This is a genomic window from Spirosoma jeollabukense (genome assembly GCF_054777855.1).
Genome location: NZ_BAAHAD010000004.1, coordinates 139983 through 166328 on the forward strand (window position 1 = coordinate 139983; position 26346 = coordinate 166328).

General features: G+C 47.6%; 32 protein-coding genes. 11 read left to right on the forward strand and 21 right to left on the reverse strand.

What is annotated here, in order from left to right; translation table 11 throughout:
* Positions 1–86 precede the first annotated feature (86 nt).
* A complete protein-coding gene (gene hemA, locus ACYVEA_RS17420; protein ID WP_461114706.1) occupies positions 87–1370 on the reverse strand; it encodes a glutamyl-tRNA reductase in 1284 nt (427 codons plus the stop codon).
* Positions 1371–1745: 375 nt separating this feature from the next.
* Here hemA and ACYVEA_RS17425 point away from each other — a divergent pair, with 375 nt between their 5' ends.
* A complete protein-coding gene (locus ACYVEA_RS17425; RefSeq protein WP_461114707.1) occupies positions 1746–2942 on the forward strand; it encodes a sensor histidine kinase in 1197 nt (398 codons plus the stop codon).
* Between the two features lie 11 nt (positions 2943–2953).
* Here the strand turns inward: ACYVEA_RS17425 and ACYVEA_RS17430 are convergent, their stop codons facing one another.
* Positions 2954–3499 (reverse strand): hypothetical protein, encoded by a 546-nt coding sequence (locus tag ACYVEA_RS17430; protein WP_461114708.1) that lies wholly within the window; start codon positions 3497–3499, stop codon positions 2954–2956.
* 38 nt (positions 3500–3537) lie between these two features.
* On the opposite strand from ACYVEA_RS17430, the gene ACYVEA_RS17435 reads away from it, so the two are divergent.
* The gene (locus ACYVEA_RS17435) at positions 3538–4695 is read left to right on the forward strand and encodes an acyl transferase (RefSeq protein ID WP_461114709.1); all 1158 of its coding nucleotides are present in this window, start codon (positions 3538–3540) and stop codon (positions 4693–4695) included.
* Between the two features lie 6 nt (positions 4696–4701).
* Here ACYVEA_RS17435 and ACYVEA_RS17440 read toward each other — a convergent pair whose 3' ends face one another.
* Positions 4702–5229, reverse strand: a complete 528-nt coding sequence (locus ACYVEA_RS17440) for a hypothetical protein (RefSeq protein ID WP_461114710.1) — start codon at positions 5227–5229, stop codon at positions 4702–4704.
* A gap of 200 nt (positions 5230–5429) precedes the next feature.
* Between ACYVEA_RS17440 and uvrB the strand changes: the two genes are divergently transcribed.
* Positions 5430–7451, forward strand: coding sequence for an excinuclease ABC subunit UvrB (gene uvrB / locus ACYVEA_RS17445; protein WP_461114711.1), 2022 nt, complete (start codon positions 5430–5432; stop codon positions 7449–7451).
* Positions 7452–7588: 137 nt separating this feature from the next.
* On the opposite strand, the gene ACYVEA_RS17450 is transcribed toward uvrB, so the two are convergent.
* Positions 7589–8074 carry a hypothetical protein gene (locus tag ACYVEA_RS17450; protein WP_461114712.1) on the reverse strand — a complete coding sequence of 162 codons (486 nt, stop codon included), beginning with the start codon at positions 8072–8074 and terminating at the stop codon, positions 7589–7591.
* 87 nt (positions 8075–8161) lie between these two features.
* On the opposite strand from ACYVEA_RS17450, the gene ACYVEA_RS17455 reads away from it, so the two are divergent.
* A complete protein-coding gene (locus ACYVEA_RS17455) occupies positions 8162–8701 on the forward strand; it encodes a DUF2911 domain-containing protein (RefSeq protein WP_461114713.1) in 540 nt (179 codons plus the stop codon).
* Here the strand turns inward: ACYVEA_RS17455 and ACYVEA_RS17460 are convergent.
* The 3 genes from ACYVEA_RS17460 to sufB form a co-directional block, all read right to left on the reverse strand.
* The gene (locus ACYVEA_RS17460; RefSeq protein WP_461114714.1) at positions 8698–9645 is read right to left on the reverse strand and encodes an alpha/beta hydrolase; all 948 of its coding nucleotides are present in this window, start codon (positions 9643–9645) and stop codon (positions 8698–8700) included. The two genes, ACYVEA_RS17455 and ACYVEA_RS17460, sit on opposite strands and share 4 nt — an antisense overlap.
* A 170-nt stretch (positions 9646–9815) precedes the next feature.
* Complete coding sequence (locus tag ACYVEA_RS17465) at positions 9816–9992, reverse strand: hypothetical protein (RefSeq protein WP_461114715.1); 177 nt, start codon at positions 9990–9992, stop codon at positions 9816–9818.
* 357 nt (positions 9993–10349) lie between these two features.
* The gene (gene sufB, locus ACYVEA_RS17470) at positions 10350–11825 is read right to left on the reverse strand and encodes a Fe-S cluster assembly protein SufB (RefSeq protein WP_461114716.1); all 1476 of its coding nucleotides are present in this window, start codon (positions 11823–11825) and stop codon (positions 10350–10352) included.
* Here sufB and ACYVEA_RS17475 point away from each other — a divergent pair.
* Together ACYVEA_RS17475 and ACYVEA_RS17480 are read left to right on the forward strand one after the other, a co-directional pair.
* Positions 11806–12195, forward strand: a complete 390-nt coding sequence (locus tag ACYVEA_RS17475; protein ID WP_461114717.1) for a hypothetical protein — start codon at positions 11806–11808, stop codon at positions 12193–12195. The two genes, sufB and ACYVEA_RS17475, sit on opposite strands and share 20 nt — an antisense overlap.
* A 56-nt stretch (positions 12196–12251) precedes the next feature.
* A complete protein-coding gene (locus tag ACYVEA_RS17480; RefSeq protein WP_461114718.1) occupies positions 12252–12617 on the forward strand; it encodes a hypothetical protein in 366 nt (121 codons plus the stop codon).
* A 63-nt stretch (positions 12618–12680) separates the two neighbouring features.
* Here the strand turns inward: ACYVEA_RS17480 and ACYVEA_RS17485 are convergent, their stop codons facing one another.
* The 4 genes from ACYVEA_RS17485 to ACYVEA_RS17500 all read right to left on the reverse strand — a co-directional run bounded on the left by ACYVEA_RS17485 (position 12681) and on the right by ACYVEA_RS17500 (position 14489).
* Positions 12681–13394 (reverse strand): hypothetical protein, encoded by a 714-nt coding sequence (locus ACYVEA_RS17485; protein ID WP_461114719.1) that lies wholly within the window; start codon positions 13392–13394, stop codon positions 12681–12683.
* A gap of 70 nt (positions 13395–13464) precedes the next feature.
* Positions 13465–13854 carry a DoxX family protein gene (locus ACYVEA_RS17490; protein ID WP_461114720.1) on the reverse strand — a complete coding sequence of 130 codons (390 nt, stop codon included), beginning with the start codon at positions 13852–13854 and terminating at the stop codon, positions 13465–13467.
* A 16-nt stretch (positions 13855–13870) separates the two neighbouring features.
* Positions 13871–14140, reverse strand: a complete 270-nt coding sequence (locus ACYVEA_RS17495; RefSeq protein ID WP_461114721.1) for a hypothetical protein — start codon at positions 14138–14140, stop codon at positions 13871–13873.
* 73 nt (positions 14141–14213) lie between these two features.
* Positions 14214–14489 (reverse strand): hypothetical protein, encoded by a 276-nt coding sequence (locus ACYVEA_RS17500; RefSeq protein WP_461114722.1) that lies wholly within the window; start codon positions 14487–14489, stop codon positions 14214–14216.
* A 100-nt stretch (positions 14490–14589) separates the two neighbouring features.
* Between ACYVEA_RS17500 and ACYVEA_RS17505 the strand changes: the two genes are divergently transcribed.
* Positions 14590–15384, forward strand: coding sequence for an alpha/beta fold hydrolase (locus ACYVEA_RS17505; RefSeq protein ID WP_461114723.1), 795 nt, complete (start codon positions 14590–14592; stop codon positions 15382–15384).
* Here the strand turns inward: ACYVEA_RS17505 and ACYVEA_RS17510 are convergent, their stop codons facing one another.
* From ACYVEA_RS17510 to ACYVEA_RS17525, 4 genes are all read right to left on the reverse strand, one after another.
* The gene (locus ACYVEA_RS17510) at positions 15385–16323 is read right to left on the reverse strand and encodes a TIGR01777 family oxidoreductase (RefSeq protein ID WP_461114724.1); all 939 of its coding nucleotides are present in this window, start codon (positions 16321–16323) and stop codon (positions 15385–15387) included.
* The gene (locus tag ACYVEA_RS17515) at positions 16320–17087 is read right to left on the reverse strand and encodes a hypothetical protein (RefSeq protein WP_461114725.1); all 768 of its coding nucleotides are present in this window, start codon (positions 17085–17087) and stop codon (positions 16320–16322) included. Before ACYVEA_RS17515 ends, ACYVEA_RS17510 begins: the two co-directional genes overlap by 4 nt.
* Positions 17088–17141: 54 nt before the next feature.
* Positions 17142–17642 (reverse strand): GbsR/MarR family transcriptional regulator, encoded by a 501-nt coding sequence (locus ACYVEA_RS17520; protein WP_461114726.1) that lies wholly within the window; start codon positions 17640–17642, stop codon positions 17142–17144.
* A gap of 86 nt (positions 17643–17728) precedes the next feature.
* Positions 17729–18388 (reverse strand): peptidoglycan DD-metalloendopeptidase family protein, encoded by a 660-nt coding sequence (locus ACYVEA_RS17525; protein ID WP_461114727.1) that lies wholly within the window; start codon positions 18386–18388, stop codon positions 17729–17731.
* A gap of 125 nt (positions 18389–18513) precedes the next feature.
* Here ACYVEA_RS17525 and ACYVEA_RS17530 point away from each other — a divergent pair, with 125 nt between their 5' ends.
* The gene (locus ACYVEA_RS17530) at positions 18514–19467 is read left to right on the forward strand and encodes a Kelch repeat-containing protein (RefSeq protein ID WP_461114728.1); all 954 of its coding nucleotides are present in this window, start codon (positions 18514–18516) and stop codon (positions 19465–19467) included.
* A gap of 102 nt (positions 19468–19569) precedes the next feature.
* Positions 19570–21075: a peptide MFS transporter gene (locus ACYVEA_RS17535; RefSeq protein ID WP_461114729.1), complete on the forward strand. Its 1506-nt coding sequence runs from the start codon at positions 19570–19572 to the stop codon at positions 21073–21075.
* A gap of 73 nt (positions 21076–21148) precedes the next feature.
* Here ACYVEA_RS17535 and ACYVEA_RS17540 read toward each other — a convergent pair whose 3' ends face one another.
* The 6 genes from ACYVEA_RS17540 to ACYVEA_RS17565 are packed head-to-tail and all read right to left on the reverse strand — an operon-like array spanning position 21149 to position 24795.
* Positions 21149–21490 (reverse strand): translation initiation factor, encoded by a 342-nt coding sequence (locus tag ACYVEA_RS17540; RefSeq protein WP_461114730.1) that lies wholly within the window; start codon positions 21488–21490, stop codon positions 21149–21151.
* Between the two features lie 41 nt (positions 21491–21531).
* Entirely contained in the window at positions 21532–21750 is a 219-nt protein-coding gene (locus tag ACYVEA_RS17545; RefSeq protein WP_461114731.1) for a hypothetical protein, read from the reverse strand.
* Positions 21751–21762: 12 nt separating this feature from the next.
* A complete protein-coding gene (locus ACYVEA_RS17550; protein WP_461114732.1) occupies positions 21763–22542 on the reverse strand; it encodes a LytR/AlgR family response regulator transcription factor in 780 nt (259 codons plus the stop codon).
* A gap of 8 nt (positions 22543–22550) precedes the next feature.
* The gene (locus tag ACYVEA_RS17555) at positions 22551–24035 is read right to left on the reverse strand and encodes a histidine kinase (RefSeq protein WP_461114733.1); all 1485 of its coding nucleotides are present in this window, start codon (positions 24033–24035) and stop codon (positions 22551–22553) included.
* Positions 24036–24063: 28 nt separating this feature from the next.
* Positions 24064–24309: a hypothetical protein gene (locus ACYVEA_RS17560; RefSeq protein WP_461114734.1), complete on the reverse strand. Its 246-nt coding sequence runs from the start codon at positions 24307–24309 to the stop codon at positions 24064–24066.
* A 24-nt stretch (positions 24310–24333) separates the two neighbouring features.
* Positions 24334–24795: an SgcJ/EcaC family oxidoreductase gene (locus tag ACYVEA_RS17565; protein ID WP_461114735.1), complete on the reverse strand. Its 462-nt coding sequence runs from the start codon at positions 24793–24795 to the stop codon at positions 24334–24336.
* 247 nt (positions 24796–25042) lie between these two features.
* Between ACYVEA_RS17565 and ACYVEA_RS17570 the strand changes: the two genes are divergently transcribed.
* Together ACYVEA_RS17570 and ACYVEA_RS17575 are read left to right on the forward strand one after the other, a co-directional pair.
* On the forward strand, positions 25043–25642 hold the full coding sequence (locus ACYVEA_RS17570; protein WP_461114736.1) for a LutC/YkgG family protein: 600 nt from the start codon (positions 25043–25045) through the stop codon (positions 25640–25642).
* A gap of 64 nt (positions 25643–25706) precedes the next feature.
* On the forward strand, positions 25707–26261 hold the full coding sequence (locus ACYVEA_RS17575) for a GNAT family N-acetyltransferase (protein WP_461114737.1): 555 nt from the start codon (positions 25707–25709) through the stop codon (positions 26259–26261).
* Positions 26262–26346 lie beyond the last annotated feature (85 nt).

Below are 26346 nucleotides of genomic sequence, written 5' to 3' on the forward strand. Positions count from 1 at the left end.
TTTTATACTGGTGCTCCAGCAAGACAAAAACGAAAAAACTCCCAAACCGTTGCCAATTTGGGAGTTTCGAAATCGGATAATCTCGATTAATATGAATGCTTAGGCTCTTCGGTCGTTTGCTTCTCTAGATCGAACAGATCGTTCAGTACGTCAATGAGCGTTTCGGCTTCTCCTCGTTTACAAGCGGCTTTGAGTTGTAATACGGGCAGCTTAATGATTTTTTGCATGATACCCCGCGTAATTTTGTCCACCTTCTCAGACTCATCGGGGGTTAAGTGCTTCATGTGCCGGGCAATTTCGTCACGACGAATCTGTTCCAGCGCATTTTTAAGTTTATTGATCGTTGGCGATACAACCATTTCTTTCGACCAGTCGCCAAATTCGGCTACAGCCTGCGTCACAATGGCTTCGACCTTCGGAATAGCCGCCAACCGCTGATTCAGGGCCTCATCGGCGCGGTGGCGAATGTTATCAATGTTGTACACCAGTACGCCTGGAATCTGCTCAACGGCCGCATCAACGCTACGGGGAACCGACAAATCAACAAAGTATTTGAAGGTCAATACGTTAACATCACGTAGTAGTTCAGGGGTAATCAGTGGATCATCGCGCAGAACAGACGAAATAATGACGTCGGCCCGGCGAATTTCATCGGTTAAGTTAGAAAAATCAGCTACCCGAAAACCATGCTGACTAGCCAGCGCTTCGGCCTTGGCCTGCGTCCGGTTGCAAAGCGTAATGTTCGTTAGCTTACGAGCTTCCAGATTCTTGCAAACATCAGTACCAATTTCACCCAGACCGATAACCAGCACGTTGGGGTTCTGATGTTCACCTACCAATTCTTCAATCAACTCGACGGCCGCATACGAAACCGACGCGGCTCCATCACGGAAAGGCGTTTCCTGCGCCACCCGCTTATTCGTAAAGAAAATGGTATGCATTAACCGGTGCAGAAACGGCCCAGCCATATCTAAATCGGCCGACCACTGGTAGGACTGCTTTACCTGGTTTGGTATCTGCATGTCGCCTACAACCTGCGAATGCAAGCCAACGCAAACTTCGAACAAGTGCCGAACCGCTTCGTCATGTGCCTCAAAAAACTGGAAATAAGGCAAATAATTATCTGTGTCGGTCAGTCCTTTTTCAATCAGTAGCAGCCGGGCAATATCGGTATTCAGATTCTGTTCACAAGCATAATAGACCTCTGTGCGGTTGCAGGTAGAGATAACCAATAAGTCGGTTAGTCCGAAAAAATCCCGTAACCTCAGCATTAATCGCTTTGCTTCGTCTTCGTTAAGTGCAATTAGTTCCCGCACATGGAGGGGTGCAGTTTTATGAGATAAACTAATTGTTTTGAAGGTGTCTAACATTGGTATAAATCGCACTAATTAGCCATTGGCCTATACAAAATTACGGTACAATTGCCGGACATACATGCACGCTTAGTAAACCGTTCTCTATTTAGAATACGTCCAAATAGCTGGGCGCTTTCTTTGTTACATCCTATTCGAATTTAGAACGCTAATGGTTGCGCAGACGTTCGATTTTACACATTTAAACCATTTTTGTCGTTCATAGAACGTACTTGTGATTGTTGGCTACTATCGGGTAATTTACTACGTTGTTTAGGCGAAAGTGCCCATGACCTTATAACCGACAATGCCCCTATTTTTGTACCATAACGAAGGCTGTTCTTATGCAACGGTGGGTCGGAGGCCAGTAGCCAGCATAAACAGCAGGAAGACATGCTAAAGTCATTTGATATTTATAGTCAGAATAATATTCTGAAAATTATAGTGGCCCTGAATCTGCTGTTGGTAGGAACAGGCTCACTGCTCTACACCGATCGACTCATTACTAAACTGGAAGATCGGGAAAAACAGTATGTACAACTATACGCCAATGGCATTGGCTATTTGTTTGGCTCAAGCCACCCCGATGCCGGCGATTTAACCTTCGTAACCGACCAGATTCTTCAGGCTAACACCACAATTCCCGCCATTTATGTTAATCCTGATGGTGCAGTGGCCTTTACCAAAAATATTGATGATACACCGGATGGGCTGACGCCTGAAGAGAAAAATCAATTTTGGCGGAAAAAAACGCAGGAAATGCGCAAAAAGCATAAACCCTTGGTAGTGGATCTGGGTGATGGCCAACTGGGTTTGGTGTATTATGCTAACTCCAGCCTGTTGCGTCAACTAGCCTATTTCCCCTATGCATTGCTGACCGTTATGGCGGCTTTGGGGGTGCTGGCGTATCTGGCGTTTAGTTCGTCGCGTCGGGCCGAGCAGAACCGCGTTTGGGTGGGTTTAGCCAAAGAAACGGCTCACCAGTTAGGGACACCCATGTCGTCGCTTATGGCTTGGGTAGAGTATATGCGCTCAGATCCTGACCAGTTTGATGGATCGATAACCGACGAAATTGCGAAAGACGTCCAGCGTTTGGAAACCATTACGTCCCGTTTCTCAAGCATTGGGTCGGTGCCAACGCTGAAAGAGGAAAATCTGAATGAGGTTGTCCAGCAGTTTACCGATTACCTCGCGAAGCGCATTTCAACGAAAGTGAAAATGACTCTTGCCAGCCAGCTACCACCCGATAAAATGGTCAGAATAAATAAGTTACTATTTGAGTGGGTGATCGAAAATATCTGCAAAAACGCGGTGGACGCGATGAAAGGAGTAGGCGAACTCCGACTAAATATAGTGCCATTACCACATCAGGAAGTGGCCATCGACATTACCGATACGGGGAAAGGAATTTCTAAAGCGAATATGCAGAAAGTGTTTTCGCCGGGTTTTAGCACCAAAAAACGTGGCTGGGGATTAGGCCTAACGCTGGCCAAACGCATTGTGGAAGAATACCATAGCGGGAAGCTATTTGTTAAAAGCTCAGAAGTCGGTAAAGGTACTACGTTCCGAATTGTGCTGAATGCCAGTTAATTAGATACTACTTATCCATTTTGATAAGGAACCCAGAGTGTATCTGTTTCAATAACATTACTTACGTTTAAGCCGCGGTCCCGAATTCTGATTTGAAATTTGGTCGGATAAATAGCGTTCCTTGTTCCATACGGGAAAATCTGATTGAAATCCAGGGTGCCCTCAATTGGGCCGCTTGGTTTGTTTTCAGTCAGATTAGGAAAAATTAGCGTCAGAAGCACTGGTTGCTTATATTCTATATACTGCTTATTGACGAGTCTAAACGTCTTAATTTCGTAATTGCCCCATCCGCCACTGGATGCGTAACGGACAGAGTCGGCTTTGTAGGATGAGGCACTGGTACCCAGGTTACCATCGCCGTCTTTAAAGCCAATTGTAATCACAATAGAATCCCGCTTTGGTTTGCCAACACCTGTGCCAGCCGCCAGCGGATAGCGAAAAAGACCTTTGAATTCGATCTCCGGTGTGTTTGAATAGTTGGGTTCGGTGAAGCAGGATGATAAAATCAAAGCTATTCCTACTACGAAGAGATACGGTTGAATTTGTTGCCGTCGCATACTGTTGTACTCGTTGTGCAATAAACGCTTTTGTTACTTTGTCTTTTTCATTAACACTCTCGACCGGAGCAGCGGCACTGCGCCAATCGCTCCGGCAACAAATTCTGGCACTTAGCTCAAGTCCACCCAACCGGGATACGTTCGAGTCGCTGGCATTGGCTGTTTTTCAGTATCAGGCGGCTTTTAATCCAATTTATAGCGACTATCTGCGTCACCTGAATTGTCAGCCGGAACAGGTCACGACCTTGCGCCGGATACCGTTCATGCCGATTGGGTTTTTCAAACAACATGCCATTTTAACGGGTATCGACAGTAAACGCAATCCGGTCAGTACTAATACGCTCACTTTTGCCAGCAGTGGCACCACAGGAGATCAAACCAGCCGCCATTACGTGCCCGATTCGGACCTGTATGATGCCATTAGTACCCGGATTTTTGAACAGACGTATGGTCCGCTTCAAAACTTTCATATCCTGGCTCTATTGCCGTCTTACCTTGAACGAAATAACTCATCGCTGGTGTATATGGTTCAGCGATTTATAGAGCAAACCGGTTTAAATCAGGCCACCAAATCCGGAGAAAATGCTTTCAGAAGCGGCTTTTTTCTTCATAATTACGATGAACTGACGGAGCGGCTACAGCAGCTTGCTCAGCAACCGGACGGAAAAAAAGTTCTGTTAATCGGCGTCACGTTTGGCTTGCTGGATTGGGCAGAGTCAACCCGTGAATTGACGTTCGTTGGCAAACTTCCTGACCTGATCGTTATGGAAACCGGTGGCATGAAAGGTCGGCGAAAGGAATTACTACGCGAAGAAGTTCACGAGATACTGACCCATCGGCTGGGTATACGTAGTGTTCATTCAGAATATGGCATGACGGAGCTGCTCTCACAGGCTTATTCGATGGGTGATGGCGTATTTCGGCCCAGTTCGACACTACGTGTGTTTCTGCGCGATATTAACGATCCGTTTTTCCTGTATCCTGAGGAGTATAATAGTAATGGTGATCGTCGCACCGGCGGAATCAATGTCGTAGACCTAGCTAACCTGGATTCGTGCTCATTTATTGAAACTCAGGACTTGGGGCAATACATAGGTGATACGGGTGAATCGATCGAATCAACACCGGGTAACTTTCGGGTAATTGGTCGGTTCGACAATTCGGATGTTCGCGGTTGCAATCTGATGATCGGGTAGCACTTTTTAGACTTCGCCCAGTAACGTACCCGCAACGCCCAAGCCCATTACGATACCACCCAGCAATAACGCAATTAGTTCGCCCGGGCTGAATGCCGGTTGGTATTCATTCGGATGAGTTTTTTCGTAGAAGTAATTAAGTTGTTTAACGGTTGGTATCAGGAATAAAAACGGCATCAATAAAAGTGGAAGCAGCGCCAGGGCGGTCGGTATAGTCTGGTCCAATAGGCGCTGAACAATCGCTACTACTACGTATCCTGTTGCGTAAGGGTTACTGCTGATACCCGGGTGACCTTTCTCTTTGGCAAGATCATTAATCGTCTCCAACAAGGAGTGCGTAAAAAACACTGCTAGAATAGCCCGCCAAACCGGATAGATGTCCCAACCATATGATTCCCGAAAGAAGCGCCAACATTTGTAAAACCAATAAATGGTGTAAAGACCAAATGTGAAAAACGAAAGCAGATAAAATACCCAGACGGGCTGCTTCTTCACATAATCAACATACTCAGTAGGTTGGTAGTTATTATCCATGAATCAGTAAAAATTCGACGGCAATTTACGGATTATGCTTTCGGGACCCACAGGCACATTGACGAGATTTTATAAAACAGGAATGATTTGGGCAGTCTCTGAACAAACAAGTGAGGACGTTGACGATGTGCTTTATTTTAAAAACTGCTCTTGCAATCCAGCCTGATTCTTCGTAAATTGTCCAGATTCACAACGATACGATGAACTTCAAATTAACCTCAGAATTTCAACCCACGGGCGACCAGCCTAAGGCAATCGAAAAGTTAGTCAAGGGCGTAAACGAAGGCGAACCCGCCCAGGTGTTGTTGGGCGTAACCGGCTCCGGAAAGACATTTACGGTGGCCAACCTCATTGCCCAAACCAACCGCCCAACGCTCGTCTTAAGTCATAACAAAACCCTCGCAGCCCAGCTTTACGGTGAGTTTAAGCAGTTTTTTCCTGAAAACGCCGTCGAGTACTTCATTAGCTACTACGACTATTACCAGCCAGAAGCATTCATCGCTACGACCAATACGTATATCGAGAAAGATCTGGCTATCAACGCAGAAATCGACAAATTGCGGCTGGCGGCAACGTCGGCCCTGATGAGCGGTCGGCGGGATGTTATCGTTGTCGCGTCGGTCTCCTGCATTTACGGCATGGGTAATCCCGAAGAGTTCAAACGTAACGTAGTGCGTATTGCAGTTGGTGAGCAGATGAGCCGTAATAACTTTCTGCACCAACTGGTCAGCATTCTGTATAGCCGAACAGAAGGGGAGTTTGAGCGTGGCAACTTCCGCGTGAAAGGCGATACCGTCGATCTCTACGTAGCGTACGCTGATTTTGCCTACCGGGTTATTTTCTTCGGCGACGAAATCGAAACCATCCAGCAGATTGATCCCTCAACGGGCAAGAAAATCTCCAGCGAGAACATGGTCACCATTTTCCCGGCCAATCTGTTCGTGACGGGTCGTGATACGCTCAATAGCGCCATGTATCAGATTCAGGACGATATGGTGGCTCAGGTACGTTACTTTGAGTCAGAGTTTCGGGAACAGGAGGCCACCCGTATTCGGGAACGTACTGAATTTGATCTTGAAATGATGCGTGAACTAGGGTATTGCTCAGGTATTGAAAACTATTCGCGCTATTTTGATAAACGCCAACCCGGCCAACGACCGTTCTGCTTGCTTGACTATTTCCCCGACGATTACCTGATGGTTGTCGACGAAAGCCATGCCACGATTCCGCAAATCCGGGCCATGTGGGGTGGTGACCGTTCCAGAAAAACCGCCCTTGTGGACTATGGTTTCCGGTTGCCATCGGCGATGGATAACCGGCCGCTGACATTTCAGGAGTTTGAGGATTTGTCGGGACAGTCGATATACGTATCGGCCACACCGTCAGATTATGAACTGCGAAGAAGTGAGGGCGTTGTGGTAGAGCAACTCATTCGGCCAACGGGGCTGCTCGATCCCGAAATTGAAGTACGCCCGAGCCTGAATCAGATTGATGATCTGCTCGAATCCATTGATAGTCGAATCAAGAACCACGAACGGGTGCTGGTCACTACGTTAACCAAACGTATGGCCGAAGAATTAACTAAGTATCTGGATCGCGTTGGCATCAAAACAAGGTACATTCACTCGGAGGTGAAAACGCTTGACCGGGTCGAAATTCTGCGTGATTTACGCCTGGGTAATTTCGACGTACTGGTCGGTGTCAACCTGCTGCGGGAAGGCCTGGATTTACCCGAAGTATCGCTGGTAGCCATTATGGACGCTGACAAAGAAGGCTTCCTGCGCGATATCCGGTCCTTAATTCAGACCATTGGCCGTGCGGCCCGAAATGCCAATGGTAAGGTGATTATGTATGCCGACCGAATTACAGGTTCGATGGAGAAGGCGATTGACGAAACCAACAGGCGTCGGGCCATTCAGTTGGAGTACAATATTGACAACGGTATTACACCGACAACGGTGTTAAAATCACGGGAAGCTATTATGGGACAGACCAAAGTGGCCGACTCCAAAGCAAAGCATTTCTATGTAGAGCCGGAAGAAATTCGCATCGCGGCCGATCCTGTCGTGCGGTACATGGGCAAAGGCGATCTGGAAAAAGTTATCAACGAGACGCAGTCCAAAATGGAACGTGCCGCCAAAGATCTCGACTTCCTGGAAGCCGCCCGCCTTCGCGACGAGTTATTTCAGTTGCGGGATAAATTGAAGAAAGAGACTGCGTAGTTATCATAAAACTAGTGAAATCATATAATTTTTTATATGGTTTCACTAGTTTTACCTATAGATATATTGTAACTTTGTAGCGGTCAGGGAGAGATCCCAGGCCCCTCCTTGAGGTGATGCGGTTCGGCCGTGTCACCTCATTGTATTTTTAACTCAATTGTGCCGTCTCGAATTTCAGTTGGTGTAAATTGATATAATGTCTCTTCCAGAAGCATCCACACGGCAATTACATTCTCTGCCCGGTGAATTTGTGATTTTAGGCCTCTTATCAATTCTCCTTTTGTAATATCGCTCATTATGTGGATCAAAATATAATCGGCCTGCTTTTTGGCATTACGTATTTCACGTTCGATCGCTGAAGCAGTGGGTGTATAGTTATGTTTGAACTCTACTATGATATCCTGATCAATAAGATAAGCGTCCGGATTTTTAATATGTGGTGTATTATCAATTGGTAAAAGCCGTACTTTGAAGCTTTGTCTGGCCAGAATAATTGCAGTTTCAATGTTTCGGGCCGCTTCGTGAGATGCGTGTGTTACGTGCATTTCTACGTAGCCACCAGATGGTTCTGTTTCGTCCTTGCGAAGGTCTGGGTAAATGAGTGGATAGTCGATTCGAGACATTATACTTCGGTGGGCAACTTAAGAAAGTCTGCAAGTTACAAAATCTTCATACCTTGCAGGCTGTCCGTTTAAAACCACTTTATACCCATGAAACGCATCCTTATTATCCTCGGTATTCTGGCCGCTGTGGTGCTTGTTGGCTTCTTTACACTACGTAGCTGGACCAAATCCAGCAGTCCGGAAGCGATTGCGCAGATTGATCAGAGTGGTTTGAAAATTAAAGTCGATTATTGCCAGCCTTACAAGAAAGGACGTAAGATTTTTGGCGGTCTGGTGCCCTATGGGAAAGTGTGGCGTACGGGCGCGAACGAAGCCACTGTAATTGACTTCGACCAGAATGTCGTGGTAGCTGGGCAGCCTTTAGATGAAGGCAGCTATTCCCTCTGGACTATCCCATCGCAGAACGGATGGATTGTTATATTCAACAGTGAAACGGGCCAGTGGGGCACTAACTACGACCAGACGAAAGACATACTACGTGTGCCTGTCATATCGCAAAAGCACAGTCCAATGGCTGAACAGTTTTACATCAGTTTCAGACCATCGGCTAACGGTATCGATATGGCATTGGCGTGGGAAGAAACGGAAGCGATTGTTCCGATTCAGAAGCGGGGTAACAACAATTAACGGTGAAAGCTTACCGCAATAAACTTTAGCGCATCGGGAAGTCCGGTGCGCCAGTATGACCACGTATGAGCTCCATCACGGACGCGGTATTCATGCGGAATTTTACGATCGAGTAAGGCAAGATGCAACATGGCGTTGCCAACAGTGAGAGCGTCGTCGTCACCACAATCAACATACCATCGAACCTTTGTAAGGTCGCCCTCTGGTGCTGATTTAGCCAGATTGATCGGGCTATTACGTTTCCAGGTTACCGTCAACCTGTCCTGTCCTTTGGCAGGACCGCTGAAGATTGGCCCGTAAACAGTATTGTAGCGCTCTTCTGGAATAGCCGCAAAGGTTTCATCCGTACGGACAGCTGCGCTTAGAGCGGCACAGGACCCGAACAAGTCCGGGTGATGCATGGCCAGCATTAATGAACCAAATCCCCCCATCGACAAGCCTGAAAGTGCCCGGAATTCCCGTTGGGTGCGGGTTCGAAAGGTCGAGTCAATGTGCGGAATCAGTTCCTGCACGAACATATCTTCGTAGCGAACTTTGTTCTGATAATCATTCACATACCACGTCACGCCCGCGTCGGGCATGACAATGATCATTGGCGGAAGCTCTCCCGACCGAATACCCGCATCGGCAATACGGTCGGCTTCGCCAAACTGTATCCAGCTTCCTTCATTGTCGCCAAGACCATGCAACAAATACACGACTGGATACCGGCGATTCGACGTATAATAGTCGGGTGGTAAGTAGATGGAATATTTCACGGCTCGATTCATCAGCGAACTATTCATCACCATACTCTCCAGCAAACGAGTTTGGGGAGCGGACACAACGGGCACCGGACCGTTGTTCTGAGAAGTGGTCAACTGAGCCCGTCGGCGGGATTGGGCAGTGGCCGTAAACGCCAGTAGGCCAAATAATGAATAGAGTAAAAAACTACGTAGCGACATTGGTGAATTGGTGAGTGGGGAGGCAATAAAGGGTATTTGAATGTATACGAAATTTGCGTTGTCTTAGTGTGCAGAAAAAAGCCCCTACGTTTCCATAGAGGCTCTACTATGTAAAAAATAAGCTAGTTCATTCGCTGTAGTTATTCTAACCAATACACAAAAGCCGGATACTACTGTTGTTGCTGACCTAATTTTTCTTCCAGCTCAAGCCGGGTTAGTTTAATTTCCTGACTTAGTCGGGCATTACGTAAGACAACTTTTTGCAACAGCATTTCGGCTTTATTAACCAGAAGTTTTCCTTCTTCAGCTATGGACTGTGCCTGTTGTTTTTTATCTGCTGAGGTCATGGTTTTCGGGTCAATAGGTTAATCATAAATTTAGCGTGAGAAATGTCTAATTCCAAATCAGTAAGGTGGTTCTGCTCAACTGTTAGTAAGTGACGTAATCGATTTTCCTATTCGCGTAACTGATATGCCGTCACTGATCCTTCTTCTAAATCCAACACACGAAGATAGAGTTTCCGAAGGTCATGCAAGACTAATTCTATTTGCAGAATATCGCCGATAGAATCCAGTAATTCTGCCTCTTTATGCCGTAATAAACGCTCATAATAGACTTTATCTTTTTCTAATGTAAAGGCAGATTTAGCAAAAAGCCTCCACGTTTCCGTAGAGGCTTCAATATATCAAAAGCTTGTAAATCAATCAACCCACGCTGCCTTCCAGGCTGATGGCCAGAAGCTTTTGGGCTTCTACAGCAAACTCCATGGGCAGTTGGTTCAACACTTCCTTGGCGTACCCATTGATGATGAGCGCCACTGCCTGCTCGGTTGGGATACCACGCTGGTTGCAGTAAAACAATTGATCTTCACCAATTTTCGACGTAGTAGCTTCGTGCTCAACCGTCGCTGTCGGGTTGTTCACTTCCAGATACGGAAACGTATGCGCTCCGCACTTGTCGCCTAACAGCAACGAGTCGCACTGCGAGTAATTGCGCGCGTTTTCGGCTCGTTTCAATACCTGCACCAAGCCCCGGTAGGAGTTTTGGCTTTTACCCGCCGAAATACCTTTCGATACGATCCGGCTCTTGGTATTCTTGCCAATATGAATCATTTTGGTGCCCGTATCAGCCTGTTGCATGTTGTTGGTAACAGCTACCGAATAGAACTCACCAATGGAGTTATCGCCTTTCAGAATTACTGAAGGATATTTCCACGTAATGGCAGAGCCCGTTTCAACTTGCGTCCACGAGATTTTGGAATTGGCACCCTCGCAAATACCGCGCTTGGTTACGAAGTTGTAAATACCACCTTTGCCTTCTTTATCGCCCGGATACCAGTTTTGCACCGTCGAGTATTTGATCTCAGCATCGGCATGGGCAACTAGCTCGACCACAGCCGCGTGAAGCTGATTCTCATCCCGCATCGGAGCTGTGCAACCTTCGAGATAACTTACATACGATCCTTCGTCGGCAATGATCAGCGTCCGTTCAAACTGTCCCGTACCAGCTGCGTTGATGCGGAAGTAGGTCGATAATTCCATTGGGCAGCGAACTCCTTTGGGAATGTAGCAGAACGATCCGTCGGTGAAGACGGCGGCATTCAACGCGGCAAAGTAGTTGTCTTTAGCGGGTACTACCGATCCCATGTATTTCTTCACCAATTCAGGATGATCATGAACGGCTTCCGTGATGGAACAGAAAATAATACCGCGTTCTGCAAGGTCTTTTTTGAACGTAGTGGCTACTGAAACAGAGTCCATGACGGCATCGACAGCTACACGCGGCCGATCGCCTTCCTGCTCAACGACACCTGCTAATCGCTTCTGCTCGTTGAGTGAAATGCCTAATCGCTTGAACGTATCGAGTAGTTCAGGATCAATTTCGTCGAGCGAGTTGAGAGTCTTCTTTTGTTTCGGAGCCGAATAGTACTTAATGGCCTGATAGTCAATCCTGGGATACTTAACATTCGGCCATTTGGGCTCGGTCATTTCCTGCCACATCCGAAAGGCTTTCAACCGGTTTTCGAGTAACCAGTCAGGCTCATTTTTCTTGGCAGAAATGAAACGAATCGTGCTTTCATCAAGACCCACGGGGGCCTCATCAGCCTCAATCAGCGTCTCGAATCCGTATTTATATTCGGCGTTGGTTATGCTTTCTAAAATGTCCGCGTCCTTACTCATAGTCTCGGTTAATTGCGTGGTTTTTGCACCGCTGCAATATATTTTTAACAATCTGCCGGGGGTGTACGTTCCGGGCAGGCTGGACAAATATCGTAAAGTTTCCGTTATTTCGGGCATCTCCCTACGTATAGCCTATCTACTTATGGCCCAGGCCCGGCGACGCATCAACATTGAACTTCTTCTCGGCATTTCTGCTACGTTCCTGAGCTTAGCTGCGCTCGTTGTATCTATTTTTCAGACGAAAATTGCCCGTGAGCAACAGCAGAAATCGGTATTGCCCTATTTACAGGTCCGGCATCAGATAAAAAATAATGGAATAGCAATTTTTCTTGAAAATGAAGGAGTTGGACCCGCTTTTATTAACGACTAACCATCTCTTATTCAGGTAACAAACAGAACAGTTACGCTATATTCATGATGAACATAATGGATGATTTTCTAAAGGATTGGCATGCTATACCTGACTCACAATCAACCGAGGCCAAGTTTGATTCACTGGCAAGAGTAAAACCACAAGTGAAAATAGCGAGAGATTGGCAGGAAGGTGGGAAAGACTCGGATGCTATTTATTCTGGATCGGCGATTAAAGAAGGGGATAGTCGAATGGTATATGATTTTAATCGGAAAGGGATGGTTGGCGGTCCATTTGTAAAATGGATGGATCAATTGATTGACGATAGCACATATCAGGTCCAGATCACTTATAAAGATGTTTACGGTAATTGCTGGCAATTAACCCATAAACGTAATCGCAATAACGTAGTACCCTTGGGTAAGTGTTCCGAGCCTTAAACAACGAATGCCACTACAGTCATAGTGGCATTCGCTACGTTGAATAAATCAGTCAGCCTGCTATTAATTGGTACTTCTCGTAGTTACCTTAATGCTACTGTAATATAAGGTCGTAAGTCCTTCAAAACCTGAATCGGTCCCGACAAGTAGCCACAGTTCGCCCTGGGCATTCGTCCTGGCTGTAAAGGGCTTATCGACATTAGAGCGCGTAATGAGTGTATAATCTGTTACGTCCTCACCGGCACCAATGTTTCCCAGCAGAATAGCCGCCGTACCATCATTATTTTGATCGCCCTTATCAACGTTGAGCGAATAAAACCCGTCTTTCAATTCCTTGACCGGCTCAACAGCCGAAGCACCCGCTTTTAGATAGACACTTCCACCGGGCGAACCGCCAATACCTACGGAGTTGGTACCATATTTTGAAGCCAGTTCTATCTCAAAAAGCAGCGAATAGTCTTTGTTAGGCTGTAGACCCGTCACTTTCTTTTTGATGAACATGAAAGCATCGTCACTGCGATTCATGCTCTCCAGCATCAGGGATTTACGGGTTGTATCCAATGGAGTGGGCAATCCCCTGTAGGCCGATTTAAACGCCATGATGCTATCCTGGGCCGTGCCATAGTCGGTAATACCGGCAACCCAGCCATCACTGTCGCGTTGAAAAGAGGATTGATAAGGAAGTCCAGGCTGGGAGGGAACACTCTCTTGTTGGCAAGCGGAAAACGTGAGTAAACTACCAGTGAAAAGAATAGTCAAAAACAACGTTGATTTCATTATTAACTTGATTGGTTTCCCTTATTGAGTCCACCAGGTTTTCAACGGTTGCAAAGACTAGTCAAAAATCTTAGCGAAAGCGGCTCCGCCCAGATTCATTTAGACCGCGAAGAGCGAGGTAAAAGGCTATGACATAGATCATTTGAGTACTTGCACCAGCCCAATCTTCTTTTAACGTAGTGCCGAATAGTAAAGCGCTGATCGTTAATCCACCCACAAAATAACCCCACTTACCTAGCTGGCCGCCCAGCAAAATCAGGATACCACTGGCTAACTCGACAAATGGAAGTGTATACAGGAATGACTTTGTCAGGATGGCTGGCAAAATCGTATTAGCAAATCCGGCTCCGGTTTTGGTCACGAATTCGCCCAGTTTCGGTATGCGCACGAGGCCATGCATGAGCATGTTGATGCCTAAACCCAGGCGTATAATAAGCTGGGCTAACTGATTGGTATTCATCATTTTTGATTGTACGCTATTCCTCTTCCTCGCTTAGGTCACCATCTTCTACGTCTTCCTCTTCCAGCATATCATCATTAACGCCGTTTGTGATGCCATCTGACGGTACATCGTCATGATCGTTAACCTCGGCTTTTTCAGGCTCCGGGCCCTGCGCTGTAACCGGATTCATATAGGCCGCCTGCGATATACCCGCATTGGATTCTTCCGCCCGGACTAGTAATTGCGCAACGCCCTGATTTTCATCCTCGGCTGGATTGTAATCGCTGCTGTTATTGGAATTCATAATATTGGTTTTTAGATAATTAGCCGCAAACCTTTTTTTAAAGTCGCTATGGTAGTCCGATTTATAAATTTATTTACGACCCCGACCGGGTGACATGACCGCCCAATGCGTAGTTATCGTCCTGATGATGGTCATGTTCGCCGGTTGGATCACCATCGTCGTCTACCGGTTCATCGTTCAGATCTTCTTCCTCAATGTATTCTTCATCAGAGTCGTCATCCCCGGTTTCGGGGAACAGAGCATCTATAGGAGTGCGTTGATTTTTGAAGTCTTCGGCGTCAACGAGCCCCATAGGAGAAGCTATTAGCTCTTTATCCGCAGAGTTTTGGTGATTCACTAGCGTTGCCATGTTCGTTAAGTTGATTGTTGTACCTAAGATAACCCGGTAGAATGCCGAAAGGTTAGACTTATTCGATTACCTTATGCCTTACACGTAGTTTGTCTGTTACATGAAGCCGTTTCTGTTTGTTATCAACCTGTTGTTTTCGTTTCTGAGTCGCGCTCAAACCGCCCGCGAGCCGTTGTTCACGTCATTTGATGGGACCAAAATTCATTACGACGTTTTAGGTGAAGGAAAACCGGTTGTGCTGTTGCATGGCTTTATCTCCAACAGCGAAAGCTGGAAACGGGCACCCGTTCGTCAGGCGCTGGCCGACGCCGGATTTAAAGTGGTCATGCTGGATTTACGTGGAAATGGCCAGTCTGACAAACCGCATACCGCCGAAGCCTATCGCGACAACGCCGAACTAAAAGACGTAATAGCCCTGATGAAACACCTCGGTCTGACGAATTACGACGTAGTGGGCTACTCACGCGGGGCTATTTTGACGGCCAAACTACTGACAATGGACAAGCAGGTGCATCGGGCCGTGATGGGTGGAATCAGTGTCGATTTTTCGGACCCAAACTGGATCCGGCGCAAGAATTTCCACGAAGCTCTCACCAAACCCGGCAGTCATCCCGAGTTGCAACCCGCCATCGACTATGCCAAAAAATCTGGCGCGGATACGGTCGTACTGGCTCGCTTGCAGGAGTTCCAACCCGTTACGTCTCGTGCGGAACTGGGTAAGATAAAGGTTCCGGTATTGGTCGTAAATGGAGATCAGGACAAAGACAACGGTGATCCGCAGACCCTGGTCGATGCCGTGCCCGGCGCTAAACTGGTTATCGTTCCGGGCGATCATGGCGGGGCAATGCGTACGACCGAATTCGCCAGGGCGGTTGTGGAGTTTTTGATGAAATGATTAGACGCTCGTCAAGGCGAAAATGGCGTCCTTCGCGTTTGGAAAGTCAAAGGTGAAACCGGCATCCAGCAATTTCTGAGGTACTACGTTCCTGCTTTTGAGTATTAATTCAGGCTCAGTCCGTAGGAAAAATGCGCCAATGGTAAGCATCCATTCTTTGGCAGGCAAGCCCACATGAATGCCTAGTGACTGACGTAGCAAAGCCATAAATTCGCGGTTTCGGATCGGATTCGGTGCTGATGCGTTATACGTGCCAGCAATCGTATCATTTTGGATAATAAAGTCGAACATTCGGCTTAGATCGTGCTCGTGTAACCAACTCATAAATTGATCACCGCGGCCCATTTTGCCACCAAGCCCAAAGCGAATCAGACGTTTCAGGAGTGGTAAGGCGCCACCTTCCTGTCCCAATACGATTGCCATTCTCAGCACTACTTTACGAACGGTAGCGGGTACGTCTGTCGTCCAGAAGGTTTGCTCCCAGGTTTTACAAACCTGAACGGAAAACTGGTGATCTGAGCGATCTGTTTCTATATCACCTGTGGTTTCGTCCATTTGCCGATCAAGTGAATGACGATAAATAGTAGCCGAGGCTGAATTAATCCATAACTTGGGAGGACGCGCTACCTGACGAACAGCTTCACCCAGTATGTTGGTGGAGTTGATACGGGAACGCATAATAAGTTGTTTGTTACGTTCGGTATAGCGGCAATCCACGGATTTGCCTGCCAGATTAATAAGGACATCAGCACCGTCAAGTTCGTGTACCCACTTTCCGACTGTTTCGCCATCCCACACAACGTAGCGAACGTGGTCATGGCTGGCATATGATTTTCGTGAAAAAACGACAATGTCGACAGGGGTATTTTGCCAATGGTCAATCAAGAGCTGACCGATGAAGCCGCTGCCACCGGCCAGAACGATTTTACGTGGTTTCATAACGGACGTAGCAAAACGAAAAATAAAACCGTGAAGCAGACACTCAGCCAGGGATTCAGGCCAAGCCGGTACGTTCGGATGAAGTGCTGACCAATCATAAGTGCATAACCGACCGGAACGAGCAATGTCCAACCCGTAGTTAATCCAATGGCACTAAGTAAGCAGCCTATTAATACGCTCATGCCAAGGTGACCCGCATAATCCAGGATTATTTGCAGGAAGTCATCGCTGTGCAGACTAAAGAGATACAGGCTGGTAACGATCAATTGACTGACAATTAAAGCTACAACCGCTGGTACCCACACGGGGAAAATGGTGGTGGCTAAAAGGCCGCCAATCAGCCCGAAAACGACCAGAATAAACGCAATCCGGTAGCCAATCCGAAACTCCGGTTGAAGATCGAACAGTTGCCAGCGACCCGGCGCCGATGTGATGATGATACGTCGATTATAGGAAATAAATGCGTATAGCTTTTGCAGGATAACCTTAAGCCAGTGCATTGACAAAAGGTTCTCAATCTGTTTGTTGCGTTGCCCGAACGCATAAATCCAGGTGTCCACGCCATATAATGTATCGCCACCGTCCAGATCAACCAGCGGTATTTCGTGCCGGGCTCGTTGAGGATCAATGCGATTTATTGTGTCCTGAGTCAGTTGGCCGCTCCCAATTCGAGTTAAGTTACCGGTGGTATCGGCAGCCACCATGCCTTTTGTATAGAGTTTACACATCGGGCAACTTTCGTCATAAATGATTAGCTTTTTCATAAGTTTATATATTCTAAACTTTCAGAAATAAATGAAATTAATAGGTAAAAAATATCAGCGAAAAACCTTTAGAAACTGGCCCATCAACCAATTTTCCTCCGCCTTAATAACGGCATTGAGCGTATTATCCGCAAAACCGACAACACCGCTTAACCCGACCATAACACGCCGAAACTCCTGTGCTTCGGGGGTGTCCGCTTCAATCGATTTCAGTTCATTTATTACCTCAACCACCGGCGTAATTTCCCGGCGACGGCGCTCTTTGGCTACTTGACGGGCTACTTTCCAGATGTCTTTCTCGGCAATGAAAAACTCCCGCCGTTCGCCCGGTTTGAGTTGTTTATAGATCAAGCCCCAATCCATCAGGTCGCGCAGATTCATGCTCGCGTTACCCCGTGAAATCTGCAGTTGCTCCATGACGTCCTCGGTGGCCAGGGCTTCAGGGGCAATCAGCAACAACGCATGGAGTTGCGCCATCGAACGATTAATGCCCCACTGAGTGGCCAATGTCCCCCAGGTATGAATGAATTTATCTTTGGCTTCCTCGAATGTCATACCCAAATGTAATGGATTGTTTCTGTACTTTCAAAATATTTTGAAAGAAATGATTCTGTCATGATGGCTGGCCAAGCTATTTGTCCTTAACTCAATTTCGGAATGCCTAATAGCGTATTGGGATTGGGACAGATTTCCAGGTATTTAGCCCGATTAGGTAGTGAGCATACACCAGGGAAGTCGCCTTTCAGACCAAGCATGTCGGTCATGAGCTGAAAATGAAGATGCGGAGGCCAGTCGCCGTTTTCGGGATAGGGACCAACCTCGCCTAGTTTGTCACCTGCATTAAACGTTTTTCCCTCATACAACCCTTCCAGGGACCGACGGGTCAAATGGCCGTAGAGCGAGTAACGCGGTGGTGCGGCATTCCGATGTTCCAGAATGATCGTTGGACCATAATCTCCGAAGTGGGCATTATCCTGAAAGCTATGAACAACACCAGTCAATGGGGCGAAAACCGGCGTTCCTGCTTCGACCCAAAAGTCGATACCAAGGTGAATCTCGCGTGGCCCATCGTAAGGCGTCTCTTCGTTGAACGTATTAAAGTGCTCGCTACGTCGGTAGATGACCCGATGTTCGTTGTAACCGCCCACGCCGATCTTCGCGCCCGCTGCCCGCAATTTACCGAAAACGTAGTCTGTGAACGTAGCCGTATCGGTTAGGTCGAGGCTGGTGAGATCGGGATTGGTGGCGGAAAAATCGAGTAGTAGGTAAGGGTCTTTCTGGAAATCGAAGGGAAGCAACATGGTTGAATTCAGGTAATAGTATGAATTGATAACGAAGGGTTTGCGAACATTAGAAACGTTGCCTCAGCAAGGTAAGCTTGGATTACAGCAAGTCATTCGATGTATGAATTAAACATAATAATCCCATGAAACGCATTTGGCTCGGTTTCTATCTATGCAGTAGTCAGTTTTTACTACAATCCTGTGGCGATAAGGTTATACCTCATAGTCCACTTGGCGACTGGACAGTTAAATCCGAATTTGAAGGAGTAGCTCGCAGTTCGGCTACTACGTTCACGATTGGCGATTTCGCCTATGTAGGAACTGGAATCGATAGCAAGAACCAGGCGCTCAGGGATTTCTGGAAGTACAATCCGGCACAGAATGCCTGGACGCAGCAAGCCAATTTTCCCGGTGAGGCACGTAGTGAAGCGGTTGGGTTTTCTATTGGCTCGAAAGGCTATATTGGTACAGGTTTGGGTAGTGATACTGGTTTACTGCGCGACGTTTACGAGTATGATCCTTTCGCAAACAGCTGGAAACGCGTTGCCGATTTTGGCGGATCAGCCCGGCGTTCGGCGGTTGGGTTTTCTGTAGGCAAAACGGGTTTTGTAGGGACTGGCTTTAATGGTAACGAACAACGCGACGTTTGGGCATATAATCCGGCGGCTAATACCTGGGCACAAAAGGCTGACATTAAGGGCAATGCACGCACCGGAGCGGCTGCGTTTGTCATTAATAACCTGGCTTATGTGGGGACTGGTACGGCCAATGCTATCCGTCAAAATGATCTTTGGGTCTATGATGCCGCGAAAGATTCGTGGCTCGAACGTCGCAGTCTCCCCAGTACAGCTATCCCCCGATCCTTTGGCGCATGTTTTGTCATTGATGGACTCGGTTATCTGGTGACAGGTTCCAGTGATACTACGGTCTGGGTCTATAATCCGGCCAACGATGCCTGGACAACAAAACCGCCTTTTGAAGGGGCTGCCCGAACGAAGGCGGTGGGGTTTGCCATTGGGTTGAAAGGGTACGTAGTGACGGGCTTAGGCGATAAAGCCGCTTATGATGACTTGTGGGAATTTGATCCTGGCCTGTAGCGGGCAAGCCTTGCCATTTCAGACATTGCGGGTATATTTACAGCTATTTTTCGTTACTTAAGCTCTACTTTCTTCGGCAAACTGACTTGTTAACCCAACTATATGGAAGCGACCATTCCTAAGCCTGTCCCTCAAAAAACACTGCTGGGTCACCCAGTTGGCCTTTTCGTTCTGTTCTTTACCGAAATGTGGGAGCGGTTCAGCTACTACGGGATGCGGGCTATCCTGCTGCTGTTCCTGATCGACAATGTTCGGGGTGGGATGGGGCTTAACGAAGCCGATGGAGCAGCCATCTACGGCATTTACACCGCGTCGGTTTATCTTCTCTCGTTGCCCGGCGGCTGGATTGCCGATAATCTGCTAGGGCAGCGTAAATCCATCTGGTATGGTGGCTTGGTGATTATGCTTGGCCATATCATACTAGCCTTCCCATCAGGACCTGGCCTGTTTTACAGCGGGTTGTGTGTCGTGGCGTTGGGAACCGGTTTGCTCAAACCAAATATCAGTACAATCGTTGGCGAACTATACCCCGAAGGGGGCGCCCGTAAAGACGCGGCTTTCTCGATCTTTTACATGGGCATCAATACCGGTTCATTACTCGGCATTTCGGTGGTAGGCTACCTGGGTCAGAAAGTGGGCTGGCATTATGGTTTCGGAGCGGCTGCGGTTGCGATGGGGCTTGGGCTTATTACATACCGTACGCTTGGACAGCGTTACCTTGGCGATCGTGGTCAGTACGTAGCGCAGGCACAAGCTACTGAAAAACAGACGTCAAGCGGAAACCGCTCATTATTGGTATTTCTAGTATTCATCGTGGCACTGATGGCGGTTTTGCAACTGACGGGCGTACTCGACTTGACGACTGCCCAAGGCCTGGCCAGAGCGATGGGCACTATTATTTCGCTGATAGCCATCAGTTATTTTACGTATATTCTGGTTGCTGGAGGATTGGACAGCACGGAAAAAAAGCGGGTAGTCGTCTTATTTATATTCTTTGTGGCATCCGCTTTGTACTGGGCGGGCAATGAGCAGCAAGGCTCGTCGCTGCAAATTTTTGCGGATCGCTACACCGATCTGGTGTTTTTTGGCTGGCAGATTCCATCAAGTTGGTTCCAGAACCTCAATCCCGCGTTTATCCTGATTTTTTCGCCGGTGATGGCCTCATTATGGATTTTTCTGGCCAACCGAAATATTAGTTTTCCGGTACCAGCCAAGTTTGCTGTTTCGCTGCTGTTGTTGGGAGTAGCCTACGTAGTAATGGTATTTGCGGCTCACGTAGCACTGACTGGCGTACGTACGTCGCCCCTGTTTCTAACATTTACGTACCTGTTTTTCACCGTTGCGGAGCTGTTCCTGAGCCCGGTGGGACTGAGCGCCTTTTCCAAGTTGTCGCCCAAACGGTATAGCAGTCAATTGATGGGCCTCTGGTTTGTAGGTTCGTCGCTGGGCAACCTGATTGCGGGTCTGTTTGCTGGCGGCTTCGACGAGAAAAATGTTCAGCAAATGCCAAGTATGTTTCAGAGTGTAGCTGTATTTGCGCTCGTAGCAGGCTTTGTACTGCTTCTCTTCACAAAGCCATTGAAGAAATGGATGGGGGGAATTGATTAAAGAGATGTGTGATGTATTATATATGATGTATGGTTCTGAAAATACATCATACATCCTAAATCATACACCTCTATTACCCGCCCGCTTTTTTTGCTTTGTATCCTTTGCCGGTAAGCCACGCCAGTACCTTGTCACGGTGGTCGCCCTGAATCAGAATTTCGTTGTCTTTACTTGAGCCGCCTGCCCCACAGGCGGCTTTTAGTTGTTTACCCAGATCGGCCAGATCATCGTTGGTACCGATGAAATCGCGCACGGTAGTCACCACTTTGTTGCCACCCATTTTGACCAGCCAGATTTTGAGATTCTGTTGAGCTGGGGGCAGCGTTTCAGCTTCGGGCACTTCGTTGGATTTGTATTGAAAATCCGGGTCAGTGGAATACACGACACCAGCGGCATTGCGATTTTTCTTGCTCATGACGAACATTATGTGGGGCAAAAATAACGTCTTTCAGCCAATCATTGGGTGCGCATGCCTGTTGTGCGCCACCATTTCCTGACCCGATGGCCTAGCCACAGCCAGAACCCCGATAAAATCACGGCCGGAAGGATAACAAATTTTACCGCAAAAGCTGGTTCGGGAAGCGACGCAACGGGACCATAAATGTAGCCAAGAATGGGAATGCTGGCCAGTATATGAAACCAACGGATAATTTTACGTTCGGTAGCTGCTTTCATCAGATTGGTTAGCTAAAGTTCCATTAATTGCCGGACGGCTTCGCCATACGTACTACCTGTGGTGAGCTTCGTTCCTTTTTTATCACTCATCGCCAGAAGAAACTTACCGTCGAAATGCCGATGGACTTCCGCAATTTTATGCCGATTTACGATAGCTGACCGACTGACCCGCACGAACATATCGGGCAGTTTTTCGTCGAGTGTTGTCAACGTATAGGTCGTTAAAAATTTCTGCCCGTCCATCGTGGACAGAAAGACGTACTTGTCTTCAGCTTCAAAATAGGCAATGTCGGTGAGGGGAATCAACTTGATCTTCTCGCCCGTTTTAACCGAAATAGAATAGATTTCTTTCTTCGGCTGCATATGTGCTAACAGCCGCATGACGTTGTCGGTCATTGGATTCGTGGCCGGAGCCGTATCCGTCCGTTCGGCCAGTGTTTTAATCTTCAGAGCGGTTCTGGCCAGGCGATCGGCTTCAATTGGTTTCAGGAGGTAATCGACGGAATTTTCTTCGAAGGCCCGAATGGCATATTGATCGAATGCAGTGGCAAAGACGACCATCGGCATAAATGTCACTTTCGATAACATTTCGAAACCGTTGAGCAAGGGCATTTCAATATCCAGGAAAATGACATCGGGCCGTTCGGCTTCAATCAGCGTCAGACCTTCGGCTCCATTCGACGCATCGCCTATAACGTCAAACGTATCGCTATGTTTGTTTAATAATCGACGCAATCGGCTGACGGCCAATGATTCATCGTCGATGAGTATGGTTTTTAAGGGAAGTGGCATAAGGCGTTTTAATTAGCGTCAGGGGTTATCGTGGAGGGTGTACTCCTGACTTTAGTCATAAGAATAGAGATCAGAATCTGCTTGAGTGGCCAGTTCTGGAGTTCAACACGGGCATCTTCGCCGTACAGCAATTTGAGCTTGTCCTGGATGCTGCGAAGGCCATAACCGCCGTTCATATCATCAGGGAAAGCCGGCCCATTGTCATGAACACAGAGATTCAGTTCGCCGTTTTTCTCATAAATCCGGATGTCGATACGTCCGGCGTCGGCTCGTTTGGCAATGCCGTGTTTGATGGCGTTTTCAACAATGGGCTGAAGCAGGAACTGGGGAAGCCGGAGTTCATTTAACGCCGGGTCGGAAACATCAACACTGAACACAAGGCGGTTGCCAAAACGAACCTGCTCCACCTGCAAATAGGTTTTAACCATTTCAAGCTCGTCAGCCAGCGAGGCAAATAATTCACCTTCCCGCCCTGTGGAATAGCGGAAGAGTTTCGACAGCAGGAGCGTCATCTCTTCGGCTTTATCGGGATCTTCATGTACCAGGCTGGCGATGCTGTTCAGGGCATTGTATAAAAAGTGCGGGTTGATTTTGGCCTGCAATGCATCCAGTTCAGCGCGTGTTTTCAGCTTCTCCATATTGAGCAACTGAAATTCCTGCTCAGAGAGCTTTCGGGTTAGCTGACGGCCCTGTAGTAACACATACAAAAATATGTTGGCAATCAGCAGGTCACCAAACACATAAAAGTACCAGGGGGCGGTATCAGCGATACCTTCCGGCCGCTTGGACAATGCCTCAATATACTCTTTGCCTAGCGCTACATAAAGGCTCTGATTAATGACAAAATAGCTGATCATGACGGCAAACGTGATGACCGCATGCCGTTGCCAGCCAGCCTGAAACTGACGAACCAGCCAACCGGATAAGGCCCATGTCAACAAAAAAACGACGGCTCCATCCGTCATGTTTTGCACAATCAGGAACCGATATAAACCAGCCAGAAGCGGATCTTTTTCTTTAGCAACCCAGATCAGGTGCGTAAAATAGATAATGGCATTGCAGCCGTAAATCAGCAGCGCGCCCAGCAAAGAACCAATAAGCGTTCCCCAACCGGGTTTTTGCAGAATAGTAGTGAGGGTGATCGGCTCGGGTCGGGTTGGCGTGTCGGGTCGGTATTTGGTTCGTCCGGCAAAATTGAACGTAGCCCCTTCGACATTAGCACCCGTTAAGTCGACCCCTTCCAACGCCGAAAAATTCAGGTTGGCTTCGAACAGATTGGCGTCTCTGAAATCGGCTCCATCAAGGTTTGAAAAGCTCAGGTTGGCCTGACGCAGGATAGTCCCCCGAAAGTTGGCGCCTTCGAGGTTTGAAAAACTCAGATCGGCCTGTGTGAGGTCGAGGCCGCTGAAGTCGAAACCCGACAGGTCCGACGCCTGCATTTTGACGCGACGGCCGTTTTTGCCGATGGTGCCGATAAGTTGCTCGCGAGTCATGGTTTTTATAGTCAATAGTCGTCAATGGTCAGTCAATAGGAGTTACCGACTGAGGCTGTCGACTATTAGTTACACGTAGCCATATAGGTTCACTATCTTTTTGGCCCCGTATGGGCGATAAATCGCTACCTGATGTAAACGTAGCAAATTTTTCGACGGTCTGTTTCAGGACTGGACAAGCCATCGCACGACCATCGCCAAATTGCTCTGGATATACCCAGATCGAGCTACTGGCTGCGAGGAACGTAACGAGTAAAAGAACGTAGGTTTTCAATGAATTTGGTTGATTAATAGGTACTTATATGCTTTTGATTGCCATGAGAAGACGCTGAAATAAACCCGGTTTCTGAACACGACAGTTGTGAAACGCCCGTATTTTCCAACCATCGCTCGTTTTGATCAGCACTGTTGTCTGGATGGATAACCGGTCTATTGGTGGGTTTTTCTGGAAACGTAGTTGGATAGTGCCGGTTGAATGAACAAGTGCAATTTCATCGCTCAGAAAGGCGATGGTAGGTGGCTCTGAACCGGCGTGCATGATTGAGCCCTTCAGTGCCCACGAATTAAATAAATCATGGTGTATTTGCTGGTTCTCCTGCCGACCTTTTATGTGCTGTCCGGCGAACGTAACGTAGTCGCAATCGTCGGTTAGGCATTGTCCAAAGGCCACTGCATCACCCGCGTTCCAGGCGGTTGCCAACTGAGCAAAAACTTGCTGAATGGCCACGTCGTCCTGATTGGTTATGGCCTTTGTTTCCATGCTGCGTTTACTTTTTGATGCTTTGGCTTCAACATTTCCTTTCGCGTTTTACTAAGCACAATCGAGGATAAAGCACTTTTCATACCATTGGATAGTGTGGTGGTTGATTGGATGAGTCAAAACTAGTGTCATAAATCGCCCATGACGTTCATTTTCCGACGAATCCCGCTACGTATGGAGTGAAATTGGGTGAGGGAGAGATGAAGTTATTTCGTAGTATTGGCAGACTAAACACTACGTTGTTTTTATGGCCAGTACCCGCGAGACGCTCCTTGCCCGCATTCGACAGAACAAACCTGATCTGGTGCCACTGCCCGACGTGCCAACATTCGTGAACGAAACCGACGATTCATTCGCTCGTTTTCGGGATGCCCTGGCTTTTGTTGGTGGCAAATTGATGGAATTAAAGGCTGGCGATTTACTGGAAGAACAGCTTCAACTGGCCTTTCCCGATGCACAACGTATCGCATCTTCCATACCCTTATCACGGCTGAGTCTCACACCCATAGGGCCGGAAACGGGAAAAGACGTACTGGAACAGATTGACCTGGCTATCCTGAAAGGTGAATTTGGGGTTGCCGAAAATGCGGCTATCTGGTTGCCCGAGCCCAACATGATGAATCGCTCATTGCCATTTATTACGCAGCATTTGGTGCTGGCTATTAACCGTAATGACCTTGTGCCGAACATGCACGTAGCCTACCAGCGCATTGACCGAAAATCGCTTACCTATGGTGTATTTATTGCGGGTCCGTCAAAAACGGCCGATATTGAGCAATCGTTGGTCATCGGTGCCCACGGTGCCCGCAGCCTGACAGTTGTGTTAATATCTGACCCGGCGGATTAACATTTGATTGGCTATTTGCGTTGTTAGTGACGTAATTAACTCTCTGCATCCCTTGACTACTACGTTGATTACTTTTCCTCTTTCTATTGGTCAGTTACGTCCCTGGCGTGAAGGAGACGAGGAATCATTGGTACGCCATGCCAGCAATAAACTGATCTGGAACAACGTCCGTGATTTTTTTCCGTATCCCTACACACCCCGTGATGCGCACGCCTGGGTACGCTCGAATAAATCCTACCAGCAACCAAATAACCTGGCTGTCGAGATTGATAATCAGGCGGTGGGAAATATTGGCTTCACCGTCAAGGATGATATTTATCGTTACAATGCCGAAATCGGCTACTGGCTTAGCGAAAATTATTGGGGGCGGGGAATCATGACCGAAGCGCTGCCCCTTATGACCGATTATATCTTCCAGAATTTTCAGGTTAATCGCATTTTTGCCTGCGTACTAGAAGGTAATATTGGTTCGATGCGGGTACTCGAAGCAGCTGGTTATCAGCGTGAAGCTATCCTTCGAAAGGCTGCGGTCAAGAATAATCAGTACTTGGACGAATACATTTTTGCGATGCTCCGCGCTGATCATCGGGAACTGAAATCAACAGGCAATCGATATTGACGTACAGACTATTTGTAGGCCTGTTGCCCATATCTGGATTGACTATACTCTAATTTTGTAGTTATTTTGCCCAAATCTTCCCGCT